Consider the following 15,230-nt stretch of genomic DNA (forward strand, 5'->3'; position numbering starts at 1 on the left):
ACGAAGAACACGAAGGATGGACGTCGGAGATCCTCCCAAGGCAGGTTGTCGGATTCTCATTGACGATGGACTTCGTGGTGAAGTCCTTGTCTGCCTTCGCGGCTTGGCGCCTTGGCGCGAGCCATGTCTCGTCTTCCAGGGCTGAACGGCGACCGCGCACGCTACGCGCGCCGCTGCCGGTACAGTCACGGGTCGATTGCATTGGCCATGGCCGCCAGGCTGAGACCGTCGGGAAGCAACCCGTCGAGCAGCCGCACCACCTCGCCGGGCTGATCGACGGCGGCTCGGTAGTTCACATACCGCACACCGATGTTGGGCTGCGCCGCTAGCCACTGGTGAACCTCTGCGAGGTGATGTTCGAACGCCACCATCGTCGCGGCAGCATCGTCGCTGGTGGTCTCGCCACGCCGGTGCAGCATCGCGCGCTGCGACGCCATGACTTCGGCGAGGTCGCGCTGCATGAACACCACCGAGTAATGATGCACGGGCGGCAGGTAGCGCAGCAGTGGCGAGACGACTTTCACCGCTTTGCCGCGCGCGAGGTACAACCAGGAGGTGTCTTCTTTGATCCGCTTCACCGGTCCGTATTCGTAGTACCCGTGCGGATTGTCGACGTTGGCGACTCGCTCGTCATCCACGAGCAGCGGCACGCCGCCGCCGGCGAGCATTTGCATCATCATTGACGTCCCCGACCGCGGCAGACCCGAAACGACGACGATGGTGTCGCGATCCACGCGGCCGTGTTAGCAGCAGTGGACGAGGTTGCCAAAGCGCGGCTGCGGCAGCGCAATCCGCGCCAACTCGTCGCGAATACTCCCTTCGCGTTGACTCGCTAGGGACCCTGTGTTAGCCGACCAAGCGGGAGTCCCAAGCAAGGTTTGCAAGGTTTGTATGTTGTTTCACTTCGCCAACGTGTTGGTCTTCTTCGGCCTCGCGGTCGTGTTCGTGGGCGGCATGTTGGCGCTCAGCAGCTTGTTGCGGCCGTTCAATCCGGAGCCGATGAAACTCACCACCTACGAGTGCGGTGAGCCGCCGACCGGCAGTGCGTGGATCAATTTCAACATCCGCTTCTACTTGGTGGCGTTGATCTTCGTCATCTTCGACGTGGAAATTGCGTTCATCTATCCGGTGACGGTCGTGTACCGCGACTGGGTGCTCAAGGGGAACGGGCTGTTCGCGCTGGCGGAGATCTTGGTCTTCCTCGGCATCCTGTTCGTCGGGTTGGTCTACGTCTGGGTGAAGGGCGACCTCGAGTGGATCAAGCGCATACCCGCGCAGGCTGAGAAGCCGTCGAGTGACGCCGACTCCCTGCGTGCCGCAGCGTGACGGTCGCTAGAGTAAGGACGAATCGCCGATGTCGTTGATCAATTCGATGCCCGAGATGGTGATCACCACCAAGGCGGATCAATTTCTCAATTGGACGCGCAAGTCGTCGGTGTGGTGGATGCTCTTCGGACTCGCCTGCTGCGCGATTGAGATGATGCAGACGCAAGGGCCGCGCGCCGATGTCGACCGTTTTGGGACCGCGCCGCGATCGTCGCCGCGCCAATCGGATCTGATGATCGTGGCAGGCACGTTGACGCTCAAGATGTCGCTGCGTACCAAGTTGCTCTACGAGCAGATGCCGGAGCCGCGCTACGTGATCTCGATGGGGAGCTGCGCCAATTGCGGCGGCTTGTTCCAGCTTGCGTACTCGGTGTGCGACGGCGTCGACAAGGTCATTCCCGTCGATGTGTACATCCCCGGCTGTCCGCCGCGGCCGGAGGCGCTCACCGAAGGCATCCTCAAGTTGCAAGAGAAGATGATGCACGAGAAGTGGCTCGTCCGCCGCGCCGCCGGGTCGGTGGCGGCCTGATCCGACGCATCCAATCCAAATGGACGCCGCGGCGATTCATCAGCGCCTCAAAGCCCGCTTTGGGGACCAGGTGGGCGACTGCGATCTGCAGGGGCACGACCCGGCGATCCGCGTTGTGCCCGCCGCGATTGCGGATGTCAGCCGTTTTCTGCGTGACGAGTCGGATCTGCGTTTCGACTCGCTGTCGAATGAAACCGGCGTCGACTACAAGGCCCGCAACGCCATCGAGGTCGTCTATCATTTGTATTCGTACAAACACCGGCATGCGATCGTGTTGAAGGTGGACGCCGTGCGCGACAACCCCCTGGTACCGACGGTCGAACATGTATGGAAGGCGGCGAACTGGCTGGAACGCGAGATCTACGACTTGCTGGGCGTGACGTTCGAGGGCCACACCGATCTGCGCCGGCTGTTGATGCCGGAAGACTGGGTCGGGTATCCGTTGCGAAAGGATTTCGTCGAGCCGGAGATGTATCACGGGATCAGTACGCGCCGAGAGAGTTTGCTGAAGTAGGCGCGGCGGCGTCGGGGAAGAAGGCGGACCCACAACAGATGAGCCTCACAGGCTTCGAAGTCGAGGTTGAACGGGCACCGGGAACGGGCCTGGCGACCGAAGAGATGACCCTCAACATGGGTCCGCAGCACCCGAGCACCCACGGGGTGCTGCGTTTCGTGGTCAAGGCCGACGGCGAGGTGATGATCCAGGCGATCCCCGACGTCGGCTACCTGCACCGCTCGATCGAGAAAATCTCCGAGAAGGTCGGCTACCACGGCTTCATGCCGTACACCGATCGCGTCGACTATGTGGCCGCGATGTTCTGCAACCAAGGCTGGGGCATGGTGTGCGAGAAGCTCGGCGGCATCGAAGTCCCCAAACGCGGCGAGTACTGCCGCGTGATCGCGGCTGAGTTCAACCGCATCGCCAGTCATTTGCTGTCGGTCGGCACGATGGTGCTCGACATCGGCGCCGCCACGCCGTTCTTTCATGCTTTCCGCGAGCGCGAGAAGATCAACGATCTGCTTGAAGAGCTGTGCGGCGCACGCTTGACCTACAACTACATGCGCATCGGCGGCGTGGCGTGGGATCTGCCGCCGGAGTTCGCTGAGAAGTGCCTCCACTTCCTCGCGGGTCTTGAGCCGATGATGGCCGAGTACAACGACCTGATCACGGTGAATAAGCTCTACCTCGAGCGCTGCGCCGACGTCGCGGTGATCTCGGCCGCCGAGGCGATCAACTACAACTTGGTTGGCCCCAATCTGCGCGCGTCAGGGGTCAAGTACGACGTGCGGCGCGATCTGCCGTACTCGGTGTATCCGGAGCTGGAGTTCGACGTGCCGATCGGACGCGGTGAAGAAGGCACGACTGGCGATTCGTTTGATCGCTACATCTGCCGCATCCGTGAGATCCAAGAGAGCATCAAGATCCTGCGGCAGTGCTTCAAGCAGATTCCCGACGGTCCGGTGATCGCCAAGGTGCCGCGCAAGTTCAAGCCACCCGCCGGCGACGCCTACGTTCGCGTCGAAAGCGCCCGCGGCGACATGGGGTGGTACGCCGTGAGCGACGGCACCGAGTTCCCCTACCGCTGTAAGATTCGCACTGGCTCGTTCGCGGCGATGGCCATCATTGATAACGTGAGCCGCGGCTTGATGCTGGCCGACCTCGTCACCGTGATCGCCAGTCTCGACATCGTGGCGCCCGAGGTGGACCGGTAATCCGATGCAAGAACTGCTCGATAGCTGGATGGCGCAAGGCTATTTCGCCGGCATCCCCTACGACGTTGTGTACGCGTTGGGCATGCTGGTGTTCGGGCTGATCGTCGTGCTCGGGTTTATTCTGAACGTCTCGGGTGTGACCACCTTCATCGAGCGCCGGGTGTGGGCGCGGATTCAGTCGCGCGTCGGTCCCAACCGTGTCGGGCCGCAGGGAATCCTGCAGTGGCTCGTCGACGGCATCAAGCTGCTAATGAAGGAAGACGTGATTCCGAGCGAGGCCGACCCGCGCCTGTTCCGCATGGCGCCCTACGTTGTGGTGATGGGGTTTGTGACGACCTTCGTCGTGCTGCCGTTCAGCAGCGCGCTGGTGGTGGCCGACATGAATGTCGGGGTCATCTACATCACGGCGGTCACCGCCTTGATCGTCGTCGGTATCTTGATGGCGGGCTGGGCGTCGAACAACAAGTGGTCGCTCATCGGTGGCATTCGCTCGGCGGCGCAAATCGTTAGCTACGAGATTCCCGCCGGGCTGTCGATCTTCCCGATCGTGCTGATCACCGGCTCGCTCAGCATGCAGGAGATCATCAAGGCGCAGAGCTGGGCGCCGCACACCTGGTTCGTCTTTCACAGCCCGTTTACGTTCGTCGCCTTCTTCATCCTGTTCACTTCAGCGCTCGCCGAAGGCAACCGGACGCCATTCGATTTGCCCGAAGCCGAATCGGAATTGGTCGCCGGCTTCGTCACCGAATATTCGGGCGTGCGCTACTTGATGTTCTTCTTGGTCGAGTGGGGCAATCTCTACGTGATCGGCGGCTTGCTGACGACGCTGTTCCTCGGCGGCTGGCAAGTGCCCCCCGTTAGCGACAACGTGGTGGTGATGAACGTGCTGCAGTTCGTCACGTTCTTCGTGAAGTCATACTTCTGGGTGCTGGTGGCGATGTGGATTCGCGCGACGTTGCCGCGCATTCGCGTCGACCAGTTGATGACCACGTGCTGGAAGTACCTGGTGCCGATGTCGTTCATCAATCTGATCGGCCAAGCGGTCTGGACCCTCATCTTTCCGCACGGCAGCCGCCTCGCCGAGGCGGCGCTGACGCTGCTCGGCTTTGTGATTGTTGGCTACTTCTTCTCGCGCGTGGCCTTCCACCTCCGGCGCGCTCGGCCGCAGATGCAGTGGAGCCCGCTGTCTTGAGGACCCGATGAAGAAGCGCACCTACCTCGGCAACATCGTCGAAACCGCCAGCACGGTTTTCGAAGGGTTGGCGGTGACGTTCTCGCACTTCGTGCGTAAGCCGTTCACCATTCAGTACCCCGATCGCATGGACGTGCGCGTGCAGGACACGCTGCCGTTTCGCTATCGAGGCATCCTCGAAGTCGATCTGGAAATCTGCACCGGCTGCTTGGCGTGCGAGCGGGCGTGCCCGATCGATTGTATCGTCATCGACTCGAAGAAGGATCCGCAGACCAAGGCAATGGTGCTGACCCGCTTCGACATCGATATGGCGAAGTGCATGTACTGCGGGCTCTGCAGCGAGCCGTGTCCGACTGGTTCCATCCATCACACGCCCGAGTTCGAAGGGTCGGACTTCTCTCTCGAGAGTTTGGTGCGCCGCTTCGTGAAGGATCCGGTGATTGCCTATAAGCCGAAGAAGGGTCCGGAGGACGATCCGGAGATCAAGCCGCTGCTTGATCGCGGCCTGCGCTACGTCGGCGAGTTCGCGGCGCCCGAAGGGGCGACGCCGGGCGAGACGGAACCGCAGTAACGCGACGGGTTGATTCGCACGATGAGCGCGTTGGTCTTCTATCTGATTGCCGCCATCACCGTCGGCTCTGCCGTCGGCGTTGCTTTTTCGCGCAACATTGTTTACTCGGCCTTCGCCCTCATGGGTACGTTCATGGGGGCCGCGGGCTTGTTCGTGATGCTCGGGGCCGATTTCATCGCGGTGGTGCAGGTGCTGGTCTACGTCGGGGGAATCTTGGTGCTGATGCTGTTCGCCGTGATGCTGACGCATCGGATCGCCGACGTGCGGGTCTCGAATCGCTCGGTCGGTACGCTGCCGGCGCTCGTCATCCTAAGCGGGATCGGCGCAGTGATGGCCAAGGCGATCCTCGGCGGTGGGTGGCATACGGTCGAAGCCGGCACACCGCAGCCGACTACCTACGCCATCGGCGATGGATTTCTCACCACCTACTTGCTGCCGTTCGAACTGGCGTCGATGGTGTTGCTCGCGGCCTTGATCGGGGCCGTAGTGCTGTCGCGCAAAGAACTTAAAGTCGACTGATGACGATCGGCTTGACCCACTACCTGATTGTCAGTCTGCTGGTGTTTTCGCTCGGCCTCTTCTGCGTGCTGACGCGGCGCAATGCGATCGGCGTGCTGATGGGCGTCGAATTGGTGCTGAATTCGGCGAACATCAACTACCTCGCCTTTGCGCGGTTCAGCTCGGGCGGGTACGACGGTCAGGTGTTCGCGATCTTCGTCATCATGCTAGCTGCAGCCGAGGCCGCCATCGGACTGGCCATCGTGCTCGGCATTTACCAGACGTTTCAAACCATCGACCTGGAGGCCACCGAGACCCTGCGCGGATAGCCCGGGGTCTCTGGTTCGTGGTTTGTGGTTTCTGGTTGAGGAGAAGACCAAAGGCCACAAACCACGGACCAGAGACCACAAACCAGAGACCACAAACCAGAAACCATGAAGCCGGTAAACGTCGACTACTTACGCTGGATCGTGTTCCTCCCGTTGCTGGGCGCGTTCCTCAACGGCGTGCCGGGCGCGGCGATTCAGCGCGTGGCCGGCAGGAAGGCGATTAGCCTGATTGCCTGCACGCCGCTGCTGATCGCGTTCGCCATCTCGGTGCGCGCGTTCGTGCAGTTGATGCAGTTGCCGGCGGAGAACCGACTGTTGCTTGATCATCTCTGGACCTGGATCAGCGTCGGTTCGCTGCGGGTCAACGTTGCCTTCCAGGTCGATCCGCTGTCGGCAGTGATGATCCTGGTCGTCACCGGAGTTGGTGGCCTGATTCACATCTACTCGACCGGCTATATGCACGACGAGAAATCCTACTGGCGCTACTTCGCGTTCCTGAATTTGTTCACCTTCGCGATGCTGACGCTGGCGCTGGCCGACAACCTGCTCCTGATGTTCGTCGGCTGGGAAGGCGTCGGGCTGTGCTCGTACGCCCTGATCGGGTTCTGGTACACCGACATCAACAATGCGAGCGCCGGGAGCAAGGCATTCATCGTCAACCGCATCGGCGATTTTGGTTTCACGCTCGGCGCCTTCTTGTTGTTCTGGACGCTCAACAACCTCGGCCACGGGACGCTCACCTTTCGGGAGTTGCAGGAGCACGCGCACCTCCTCGATGGGCAGATGATCGGCTCGATGAGCGTGGCGACGGCGGTGACGCTGTTGTTCTTCGTCGGGGCCACCGGCAAGTCGGCGCAGATTCCGTTGTACGTGTGGCTGCCCGACGCCATGGCGGGTCCGACTCCTGTGAGCGCACTGATCCATGCTGCGACCATGGTGACCGCCGGTGTCTACATGATCGGCCGCACCAATTTTTTGTTCTCGATGGCGCCGACGACGTTGCACGTGGTGGCCTGGATTGGGGCGCTCACCGCATTCTTCGCGGCCACCATTGGCCTGACGCAGACCGACATCAAACGCGTGCTGGCGTATTCCACCGTGAGTCAGCTCGGCTACATGTTCCTGGCGATGGGCGTCGGCGCGTACGCCGCCGGCATCTTTCACTTGGTGACTCACGCCTTCTTCAAAGCCTGTCTGTTCCTGGGTTCGGGCAGCGTGATCCATTCGATGCATGGCGAACAGGACATGCGCAAGATGGGTGGCTTGAAGAAATGGATGCCGATCACGCACTGGACGTTCGTGCTCTCCACGCTCGCCATCGCCGGCTTCCCGCTAACGTCGGGATTTTGTTCGAAGGATGAAATCTTGTGGAAGGCGTTCTCGAGCGAGCACGGCAGCACGCCGCTGTGGCTGGTGGGGTTCGCTGGCGCCGGGATGACGGCATTCTACATGTCGCGCCAAGTCATCATGACCTTCTACGGCGAGTGCCACGCGGATCATCACACGCAAGAACATCTGCACGAGTCGCCGCCGTCGATGGCCTACCCGCTGGTGGTCCTCGCGGGCCTCGCGTTGTTTGGCGGCTTGCTGGGATGGCCGACGGCGCTCGGCGGCGGCAATCGCTTCGAGCACTGGTTGGAACCGCTGTTCAGTCATGGTGGTCATGGCGGCCATGCCGAACACGGCAGCGCGTCGATGGAGTACCTGCTGATGGCCGCGTCGGTCGGCTGCGCCGCCGTGGGCTTTCTGCTCGCGCGCGCGATGTATCTCACTAAGACGCTGCCGGTCGATACGTTCGCGAACCTCGCCAACGGCACGCTCTATCGCTGGTCGTACAATAAGTACTACGTCGATGAATTCTATGCGGCAACGGTGATCGCCTTCACCATGTTCTTGTCGCGCGTGTCCTCGGCTTTCGATACGTACGTCGTCGACTTCCTCGTCAACGGCGCCGCGACGGTGGTCCGCACCGGGTCGTGGCTCAATGGGTTGTTCGACACCTATGTGATCGACGGGACGGTCGACGGGCTAGCGACGGTGACGCTCGGCGTCGGATCACGGGTACGGCAGCTGCAGTCCGGCAGCATCAACGGCTACCTCTATGTGATCGCCGTGGCGACGGTGGTGATTCTGCTCTATCGCGTCATGTGACGGGGAACAGTTCGAAGGTGTGAACCATGGCGAATATTCTGACTTACATGACCTTCATCCCAGTCGCCGGTATGGCGGTCGTGCTGTGCTTGCCGAATCATCGGCACAACTTGATCAAGTGGACGGCGGCGATTGCCACGGTGCCGCCATTGCTGATGGCGGTCTGGCTGTTCGCCAACTTCGATCGTTCGCAGGCGGGCTTCCAACTCATGCAGCGCGCCACCTGGATCGAGTTCGGGTCGTTCAAGGCGGAGTATCTCATCGGCGTCGATGGCATCAGCGTCACCATGGTGTTGCTCACCGCGCTGCTCAGCTTCATTTGCATTTTCGCGTCGTGGGGGATCGACAAAGCGGTCAAAGGATACTTTGCGCTCTTCCTCCTGCTCGATGCGGGGATGATGGGGGTATTCGTCGCGCTCGACTTCCTGCTGTTCTTCGTCTTTTGGGAAGTCATGCTACTGCCGATGTACTTCCTCATCGGCATCTGGGGCGGCCCGCGACGCGAGTACGCCGCGATCAAATTCTTCCTCTACACGCTGGTGGGCAGCGCTCTGATGTTGCTGGCGATCCTGGCGTTGTACTTCTACAACGATCCGCACACGCTCGACATGACCAAGCTGATCGCCAACAACGGCACGTACAGCCGCGAGTTCCAGACCATCGCCTGGCTTGCGTTCTTCGTCGGCTTTGCGATCAAGATTCCGGCCTTCCCGTTCCACACCTGGTTGCCTGACGCGCACGTCGAGGCGCCGACGGCGATTTCGGTCATTCTCGCCGGCGTGCTGCTGAAGATGGGCACCTATGGCATCCTGCGCGTCAACTTTGCGATTTTGCCGCTCGCCACTGCCGACCTTGCGTACTACTTCCTCGGCGCGCTTGGGACTTGGAACATCGTCTACGGCGCGCTCTGCGCGATGGCGCAGAAGGACCTCAAGAAGCTGGTCGCCTACTCCAGCATCAGCCACATGGGCTACGTGATGCTGGGCATGGCCTCGTTCACGCAGCTCGGCATCAACGGCGCGGTGCTCCAAATGTTCAACCACGGCACGGTCACCGCCATGCTCTTCTTGCTCGTCGGCGTGATCTACGACCGCGCGCATCATCGGCAGATCGAAGGCTTCGGCGGGCTGGCGACGACGATGCCGCTGTACACCGGCGTCACCGCGCTGGCGTTCTTCGCCGCGATGGGGTTGCCGGGTCTCTCGGCGTTCATCTCCGAAGTGCTGGTGCTCCTCGGTGCCTGGCAAGCGTCGCCAGGGCTGACGGTGATCGCCGCGACCGCGGTGGTGCTGACGGCGGGCTACATGCTGTGGACGATGCAGCGCATGTACTTCGGTAAGGTGAACGAGAAGTACGCCGATTTGCCGGAGATCAACGGACGTGAATTGTTCACGCTCATCCCGCTGGGCGTCATCGTGATCATCCTGGGCGTCTATCCCGCCCCCGTGCTCGATCTGATGACCCAATCGTTGCAGAACCTCAACGAGATCGTTGCGCACGCCGTAGCGGTGAGCGGGTGAGTTGTCTCTCCGGAGATCGGCCGACTGCGCGATGAGCCTCGATAACGTACAGAGCCTGGCGTACCTTGTGCCGGAGCTGGTGCTGGCCACCACGATCCTGGTGGTGTTCATCGGCGACCTGGTGCTGAAGGCCAAGGAACGGCTGGGCGAAATCGCGTTGGTCGGTACCGCGGTGGCGCTCGTGGCGGTGGCGCGCGTATCGGGCTCGGCGGATACGTGGCTGTTCAATCGCATGATCGTCCACGATCAGTTCGCGATCTTCTTCAAGGTGGTGTTCTCGTTGGCGACGATCACGACGATCTTGATGTCGCTGTCGTCGCGCGAAGTGCAGCGGTCGAGCCAGGGCGAGTACTACGGCATCCTGTTGTCGAGCCTGCTCGGCCTGTTCTTCATGGCATCGGCGTCGAATCTGTTGATGGCGTACCTGTCGCTCGAGTTTGTCAGCCTGACGTCGTACGTCCTCACCGGAATCATCAAACACAGCCGGCGCTCGGGCGAGGCGGCACTGAAGTATCTCATCTACGGCGGCGTCGCCTCCGGCACGATGATCTACGGCATGAGTTGGATCTTCGGTTTGGCCGGCAGCATGGACTACGCGCAGATCAACGCCGCGCTCAGCCACAGCACCGGCAATCAGCTCGCGCTGTTCGTCGCCTTGGTGCTGACGTTCGCCGGCTTCGGCTACAAGATCGCCGCCGCGCCGTTCCACATGTGGGCGCCGGACGTTTACCAAGGCGCGCCGATTCCGATCACCGCATTTCTCTCGGTCGGTTCGAAGGCCGGCGGATTCGCGCTGCTGATCCGCTTCTTCTATCCGGCGATCTCGCAGTTGGGACCGAACGGCGCGTGGACTGCGCTCCCCGGCATCGAATGGCCGCAACTCGTCCTGGTGTTCTCGATGATCACGATGACACTCGGCAACCTCGCCGCGCTGTCGCAGACGAATCTCAAACGCCTGCTGGCCTATTCGAGCATCGCGCACGCGGGCTACATCCTCATGGGCTTCGTCGTGGTCAGCAACGAGGGGTTGCGCGCGATGTTGTTCTACCTGATCGCCTACTATCTGATGAACATCGGCGCGTTCCTGGTGGTGATGATCGTAGCGAACAGCACCGGGCGCGAAGACATCGACGGCTACCGCGGCCTCGCCTGGCGCGGCGGCTCGCTCCCGGCCGTGGCGATGGCGATCTTTCTGTTCTCGCTCGCGGGGCTGCCGCCGATGGGTGGGTTCATCGGCAAGTTCTATCTCTTCGCCGCCGTCATCCAGCAGCACTTCTACGCGCTGGCGGTGGTCGGCGTGGTCAACAGTGTGGTGTCGCTCTACTACTACGCGCGCATCGTGCGAGCGATGTTCCTCGATCAGCCAACGGGCGACGAAGGGGCGGTGACGGTTGGTGTGCAAGACGGCGTGGTGCTCGGGCTCCTCGCCGGCGCCACGTTGACTCTGGGCGTTTACTGGAGCCCGGTGATGGGTTTCGTCGAACGGTCGTTGCACTTTTTCGTCGGCTGACCCGTTCCCCCCCCCCGCATTTCCGGTTGACAACCCTCTCGTCCGGACGTAGTTCCGGTATCTAGAGCGGCATGGTAACCGCTCTCGCGCAGCGGGTCGAAGTTCAGAACCAATGCTCACGCGGAAAACACATCGAACAGTTGGCTTGGCGATAGCGATCGTCGCCGCGTGCGCGGCGCAAGCCGTTGCGCTAATGGACCAGCAGTTCTTTGTTTCGGACAACAACAAGCTCTACTACGTCGTCAAGATCGATGCCGGTTCGGGCATCGGCGCGCAGGTCACCAGCATCATGTTGACCACCGGCTCGGCCAATTCGCTCAACGAGACCGTCAGTCTCACCGATCCGGTGCTCACTTCGGTTTCGCTGGCATCGAGCGGCGTCACGTTGCCCGACGGGATGTTGAGCAAGATCAAACGCACGCAGATTCTGACCGGTTTCTCGTCGAATGACGTCGCGCTCTCGAATTTCGACAGCTCGGCTAACAGCGGCAACGGCATCCTGACGCTGCCCGACGGTGTTCGCTCCGTGACTTTCGACGGATCCTCGGGCGAACCGTTGCAGGCGATCACGACATCGAGCGGGTCCGGAGCAACCTTCGTCCCGGCTGCAGCCAAGGTCACCGTGAGCCGCCGCCTCGGCGGGACGACGTCGATCGGTGTGCAGGCGATCGTGTTCCCGAATCCGGTGGGCTCGCCGACGACTTCCGCAGGAGCCACGTGTGGCGGGGGCTCGTGCGCTGCCGGCATTCCGTGCGACTCGGCGAACAATGGCGGTGCCGACACTGGTGCGTGCGGCGCATGTAGCGGAACCTGTTCGAACGCCGGCGGCGAGGTGCTGACACAGAATGTGACCCTGGACGATACGAAGAACACGCGTGTCGGCAACGACGGCGGCGGAGCGACTCAAGCCAGCGCCGTCGACGGCTTCCTACTGCACAACACCTCCGACATCATCGTGTTTGTCGTCGAGGGCATGCAGGCGTTCGGTCTCAGCGCCTCCGGGTTCTCGGTGACGGGCACCTGCGTCGGTGGGACCAACGATACACACGCGTGCTCGGGCGGTGATTGCGACGGCGGCACGTGCACGGCGGGTCTCAGCGCCCGCACGGTGCTTGACACCACCGGCGACGCCGACACCGGATTCTTCAACAATCAACCGGCGCCACAGCCGACGCCGACGTGCCCCGCGGTGACCGGTATCTTGCGGAGCCTGCCTCGACGATGAGCGACCAGCGTCGACATGCACGATGGTTCGCACCCACGCTGGTGCTGATGGCACTGCTCGGTGTCGCTTCGGCAACTCGCGCCGATATCACCTCCGACCAGCCGGCCGCAATTCTCGTCTTTCCAATGATCGCAGTGTCGGGGGACGATTGTCTCGACACATTGATTCAGGTGAGCAACACCTCGAACCAGCCGGTGAACGTGCGCTGCTTCTATGTCAACGCCAACAGTCATTGCACGAACAGCGGCCGCGTCTGCTCCAGCGGTGCCGAATGCGGTGGGGGCTTGTGCTTGCCGGACTGGAACGAGACGGATTTCCGCATTCGCATTACCCCGCGGCAACCACTCGCATGGGTGGCCTCGAAAGGGCTGCGGCGCTGCGCTCCGAACGAAATCCCCAGCGATATCTGTATCCCACTCGATGGCCGCATCCGCCGCGGCCCGGGCGGGCAGAGCAACGTGCCGACTCACGTACCGCCGGTGGCGGAAGACCCATTCGTCGGCGAGCTCAAGTGCATCGCCGTTGATGATGAAGACCATCCGGTCGAGCGCAACGTGCTGGTCGGTTCGACGACGACCGAGGAAGTCTGTCAGCGTGGATGCCTCGACGTGACCCGGCACAATGCGATCGGCATCCTAGCGATCCCCGGCGCCAACAACGGTGACAATCGCTTGGTCCTTGGTGAGGAGTACAACGCGTGCCCCAACACGCTCATCCTCAACCACTTCTTCGACGGCGCGGTGGACCCTGTTACCAACGACCCCATCGAGGGTTTGCTCGCGCTGGTACCGTGCAGCGAGGACTTCGTGTTGCAAGACCAGAATCTAGCCAAAGTCATCGCGCAATTCTTAGTGTTCAACGAGTTCGAGCAGCGATTCTCCACCAGCACCACAGTGCAGTGCTTCTTGTCGCTGCCGTTGTCCAGCATCGACACCACGCAGCCGAATCGGTCGATCTTCAGTGTCGGCGTCTCCGGCACATTGGTCGGACAGACCCGCATCCATGGCGTCGGTGCTGCAGGTCACGGACTGCTTGGCGTCTTCTTTGACTCGCACGGCAATCGCAGCACCGCGGCGAATCTGCATTTCCAAGGCGTGAGCGATCACGTCGACATCATCAATCTTCCGTAGGCCCGCGGGCTGGGCAGTGTTTCGGCTTGACTTCCGGCGCTGGCCGTCGAAAATAGCCGACGCTGAAGGAGGGGGGCGAATGGTGGCCATCAATCGAGTGCGGATGTCTGGTCTTGTAGGGCTGATCGCAGTGGGGCTGGTAACGTTAGCCTCGCCCGCGGCCATTGGCGCCTTCACGTGTGACATAGTGAACAACTTCTCGACCGGTGGTGCCGCCGACATTTGCGGCGGTAGCTGTCCTGAGGGACAGACGTGCAAGCTCGCCGAGTTGCCCTGCGCCGGAGGTCTCTCAGGCACCGATGGCGCGGCCAGCGGCCAATGCAGCGCGGACGTGACCTGCGAATGCGTCGACGATCTGGCCCCCGGCATCGTCAATAGCCTGCTCAGACACCAACGGTGAGTGCGGTGATGGTACGGGTACGGAGGAGGGGAACGATGACGTTGCGCCGAGCCTTATTGATGATCATCTGCGTGTTGGCGGCCCCCGCGGCCAAGGCGCAGATCGCGTCCGATCAGCCCGCGGCCTTGGTGGTGTATCCGCTGATCTTCGTGGACGACCAGACTCCCACCGACACTCTCATTCAGTTGAGCAACACCTCGAAAGACCCGGTGTCGGCGCGTTGCTTCTACGTCAACGCCAACGGTCACTGTTCGAACAGTGGTGACGCGTGCTCCAGCGGCGCCGAGTGCCGCGGTGGGTTGTGCCTGCCGGGGTGGAACGAGACCGACTTCCGCGTGCAGCTCACCGCACGCCAGCCGATCGCATGGGTCGCCTCCGATGGCTTGGTCGTGTGCCAGCCGGATCAGATGTCCGACGATGACTGTGCTCCGCTCGATGGTCGCACCCGGCGCGGCCCTGGCGGCCAGAGCAACGTCGGCACGCGTATCCCGCCGGTGAGTGAGATTCCCTTTGTCGGCGAACTGCGCTGCGTCGTGGTCGACGATCAGGACCGTCCGAGCGACCGCAACGTCTTGGTCGGTTCCGCCACCACGGTTCAGCCCGGTCGAAATCTGCTCGACGTGACCCGTGACAATGCCGTGGGCATTCCCGCGGTGACGGGAGCCAACAACGGCGACAACACCCTACGGTTGGGCGAGGAGTATGCGGCCTGTCCCAACACGCTGATCGTCAACCACCTCTTCGATGGCGCGATGATCGAGGGGAACCCGGTGCAGAGCGTGATCGTGTTGACCCCCTGCGCTGCCGACTACAACCTGCAGGTGCCGGCCAGCATCATTGCGCAGATGCTGGTGTTCAACGAATTCGAGCAACGCTTCTCGACCAGCACCACCGTGCAGTGCTTCGCGATGCGCGCGCTGTCGCGCCTCGACACGACGCAACCCGAACGGTCCATCTTCAACGTCGGCATCGCCGGAACGATGAGCGGGCAGACCCGCATTCACGGCATCGCCGCCGGGGGTCACGGATTGCTGGGCACTTTGTACGAAGCGTATCCCGAAGCGAGCGCGGCGGTGAACGTCCATTACCAGGGCATCAGCGACCGCGTCGATGTCATCCAGCTCCCCTGAACTGGG

Annotated in this window: 16 protein-coding genes; 15 read left to right on the forward strand and 1 reads right to left on the reverse strand. The window is 62.0% G+C overall.

Annotated features, from left to right (window positions below; all coding sequences use genetic code 11):
- Nucleotides 1-185: 185 nt before the first annotated feature.
- Nucleotides 186-680, reverse strand: coding sequence for a sulfotransferase family protein (locus HYR72_02900; GenBank protein ID MBI1813905.1), 495 nt, complete (start codon nucleotides 678-680; stop codon nucleotides 186-188).
- 211 nt (nucleotides 681-891) lie between these two features.
- Between HYR72_02900 and HYR72_02905 the strand changes: the two genes are divergently transcribed.
- From HYR72_02905 to HYR72_02975, 15 genes are all read left to right on the forward strand, one after another.
- Nucleotides 892-1,326, forward strand: a complete 435-nt coding sequence (locus HYR72_02905) for an NADH-quinone oxidoreductase subunit A (protein MBI1813906.1) — start codon at nucleotides 892-894, stop codon at nucleotides 1,324-1,326.
- Nucleotides 1,327-1,354: 28 nt separating this feature from the next.
- Complete coding sequence (locus HYR72_02910) at nucleotides 1,355-1,855, forward strand: NADH-quinone oxidoreductase subunit B (GenBank protein ID MBI1813907.1); 501 nt, start codon at nucleotides 1,355-1,357, stop codon at nucleotides 1,853-1,855.
- A gap of 19 nt (nucleotides 1,856-1,874) precedes the next feature.
- Nucleotides 1,875-2,369, forward strand: coding sequence for an NADH-quinone oxidoreductase subunit C (locus HYR72_02915; protein ID MBI1813908.1), 495 nt, complete (start codon nucleotides 1,875-1,877; stop codon nucleotides 2,367-2,369).
- 38 nt (nucleotides 2,370-2,407) lie between these two features.
- A complete protein-coding gene (locus tag HYR72_02920; GenBank protein MBI1813909.1) occupies nucleotides 2,408-3,568 on the forward strand; it encodes an NADH-quinone oxidoreductase subunit D in 1,161 nt (386 codons plus the stop codon).
- Nucleotides 3,569-3,572: 4 nt separating this feature from the next.
- Complete coding sequence (nuoH, locus tag HYR72_02925) at nucleotides 3,573-4,760, forward strand: NADH-quinone oxidoreductase subunit NuoH (protein ID MBI1813910.1); 1,188 nt, start codon at nucleotides 3,573-3,575, stop codon at nucleotides 4,758-4,760.
- Nucleotides 4,761-4,767: 7 nt separating this feature from the next.
- Nucleotides 4,768-5,331, forward strand: coding sequence for an NADH-quinone oxidoreductase subunit I (locus HYR72_02930; GenBank protein ID MBI1813911.1), 564 nt, complete (start codon nucleotides 4,768-4,770; stop codon nucleotides 5,329-5,331).
- 12 nt (nucleotides 5,332-5,343) lie between these two features.
- Nucleotides 5,344-5,850 carry an NADH-quinone oxidoreductase subunit J gene (locus HYR72_02935; GenBank protein ID MBI1813912.1) on the forward strand — a complete coding sequence of 169 codons (507 nt, stop codon included), beginning with the start codon at nucleotides 5,344-5,346 and terminating at the stop codon, nucleotides 5,848-5,850.
- Nucleotides 5,851-5,855: 5 nt separating this feature from the next.
- Nucleotides 5,856-6,158, forward strand: a complete 303-nt coding sequence (nuoK, locus tag HYR72_02940; GenBank protein ID MBI1813913.1) for an NADH-quinone oxidoreductase subunit NuoK — start codon at nucleotides 5,856-5,858, stop codon at nucleotides 6,156-6,158.
- A 105-nt stretch (nucleotides 6,159-6,263) separates the two neighbouring features.
- Nucleotides 6,264-8,309, forward strand: a complete 2,046-nt coding sequence (gene nuoL / locus HYR72_02945; GenBank protein MBI1813914.1) for an NADH-quinone oxidoreductase subunit L — start codon at nucleotides 6,264-6,266, stop codon at nucleotides 8,307-8,309.
- A 26-nt stretch (nucleotides 8,310-8,335) separates the two neighbouring features.
- Nucleotides 8,336-9,829 carry an NADH-quinone oxidoreductase subunit M gene (locus tag HYR72_02950; protein MBI1813915.1) on the forward strand — a complete coding sequence of 498 codons (1,494 nt, stop codon included), beginning with the start codon at nucleotides 8,336-8,338 and terminating at the stop codon, nucleotides 9,827-9,829.
- 31 nt (nucleotides 9,830-9,860) lie between these two features.
- Nucleotides 9,861-11,339 (forward strand): NADH-quinone oxidoreductase subunit N, encoded by a 1,479-nt coding sequence (locus HYR72_02955; protein MBI1813916.1) that lies wholly within the window; start codon nucleotides 9,861-9,863, stop codon nucleotides 11,337-11,339.
- A gap of 145 nt (nucleotides 11,340-11,484) precedes the next feature.
- A complete protein-coding gene (locus tag HYR72_02960) occupies nucleotides 11,485-12,564 on the forward strand; it encodes a hypothetical protein (GenBank protein MBI1813917.1) in 1,080 nt (359 codons plus the stop codon).
- On the forward strand, nucleotides 12,561-13,694 hold the full coding sequence (locus HYR72_02965; GenBank protein MBI1813918.1) for a hypothetical protein: 1,134 nt from the start codon (nucleotides 12,561-12,563) through the stop codon (nucleotides 13,692-13,694). Before HYR72_02960 ends, HYR72_02965 begins: the two co-directional genes overlap by 4 nt.
- A gap of 103 nt (nucleotides 13,695-13,797) precedes the next feature.
- Nucleotides 13,798-14,094, forward strand: coding sequence for a hypothetical protein (locus HYR72_02970; protein ID MBI1813919.1), 297 nt, complete (start codon nucleotides 13,798-13,800; stop codon nucleotides 14,092-14,094).
- A gap of 35 nt (nucleotides 14,095-14,129) precedes the next feature.
- Complete coding sequence (locus tag HYR72_02975; protein MBI1813920.1) at nucleotides 14,130-15,224, forward strand: hypothetical protein; 1,095 nt, start codon at nucleotides 14,130-14,132, stop codon at nucleotides 15,222-15,224.
- Nucleotides 15,225-15,230: the final 6 nt, after the last annotated feature.

The organism is Deltaproteobacteria bacterium (assembly GCA_016178705.1).
Lineage (GTDB): Bacteria > Desulfobacterota > Binatia > HRBIN30 > JACQVA1 > JACOST01.

What these genes read in the sequence shown, in the direction of transcription:
- HYR72_02900 (MBI1813905.1), bottom strand. Translation starts at nt 680, where the DNA reads ATGATGATGCAAATGCTCGCCGGCGGCGGCGTGCCGCTGCTCGTGGAT.
- HYR72_02905 (MBI1813906.1), top strand. Translation starts at nt 892, where the DNA reads ATGTTGTTTCACTTCGCCAACGTGTTGGTCTTCTTCGGCCTCGCGGTC.
- HYR72_02910 (MBI1813907.1), top strand. Translation starts at nt 1,355, where the DNA reads ATGTCGTTGATCAATTCGATGCCCGAGATGGTGATCACCACCAAGGCG.
- HYR72_02915 (MBI1813908.1), top strand. Translation starts at nt 1,875, where the DNA reads ATGGACGCCGCGGCGATTCATCAGCGCCTCAAAGCCCGCTTTGGGGAC.
- HYR72_02920 (MBI1813909.1), top strand. Translation starts at nt 2,408, where the DNA reads ATGAGCCTCACAGGCTTCGAAGTCGAGGTTGAACGGGCACCGGGAACG.
- nuoH (MBI1813910.1), top strand. Translation starts at nt 3,573, where the DNA reads ATGCAAGAACTGCTCGATAGCTGGATGGCGCAAGGCTATTTCGCCGGC.
- HYR72_02930 (MBI1813911.1), top strand. Translation starts at nt 4,768, where the DNA reads ATGAAGAAGCGCACCTACCTCGGCAACATCGTCGAAACCGCCAGCACG.
- nuoL (MBI1813914.1), top strand. Translation starts at nt 6,264, where the DNA reads ATGAAGCCGGTAAACGTCGACTACTTACGCTGGATCGTGTTCCTCCCG.
- HYR72_02950 (MBI1813915.1), top strand. Translation starts at nt 8,336, where the DNA reads ATGGCGAATATTCTGACTTACATGACCTTCATCCCAGTCGCCGGTATG.
- HYR72_02955 (MBI1813916.1), top strand. Translation starts at nt 9,861, where the DNA reads ATGAGCCTCGATAACGTACAGAGCCTGGCGTACCTTGTGCCGGAGCTG.
- HYR72_02965 (MBI1813918.1), top strand. Translation starts at nt 12,561, where the DNA reads ATGAGCGACCAGCGTCGACATGCACGATGGTTCGCACCCACGCTGGTG.
- HYR72_02970 (MBI1813919.1), top strand. Translation starts at nt 13,798, where the DNA reads ATGTCTGGTCTTGTAGGGCTGATCGCAGTGGGGCTGGTAACGTTAGCC.
- HYR72_02975 (MBI1813920.1), top strand. Translation starts at nt 14,130, where the DNA reads ATGACGTTGCGCCGAGCCTTATTGATGATCATCTGCGTGTTGGCGGCC.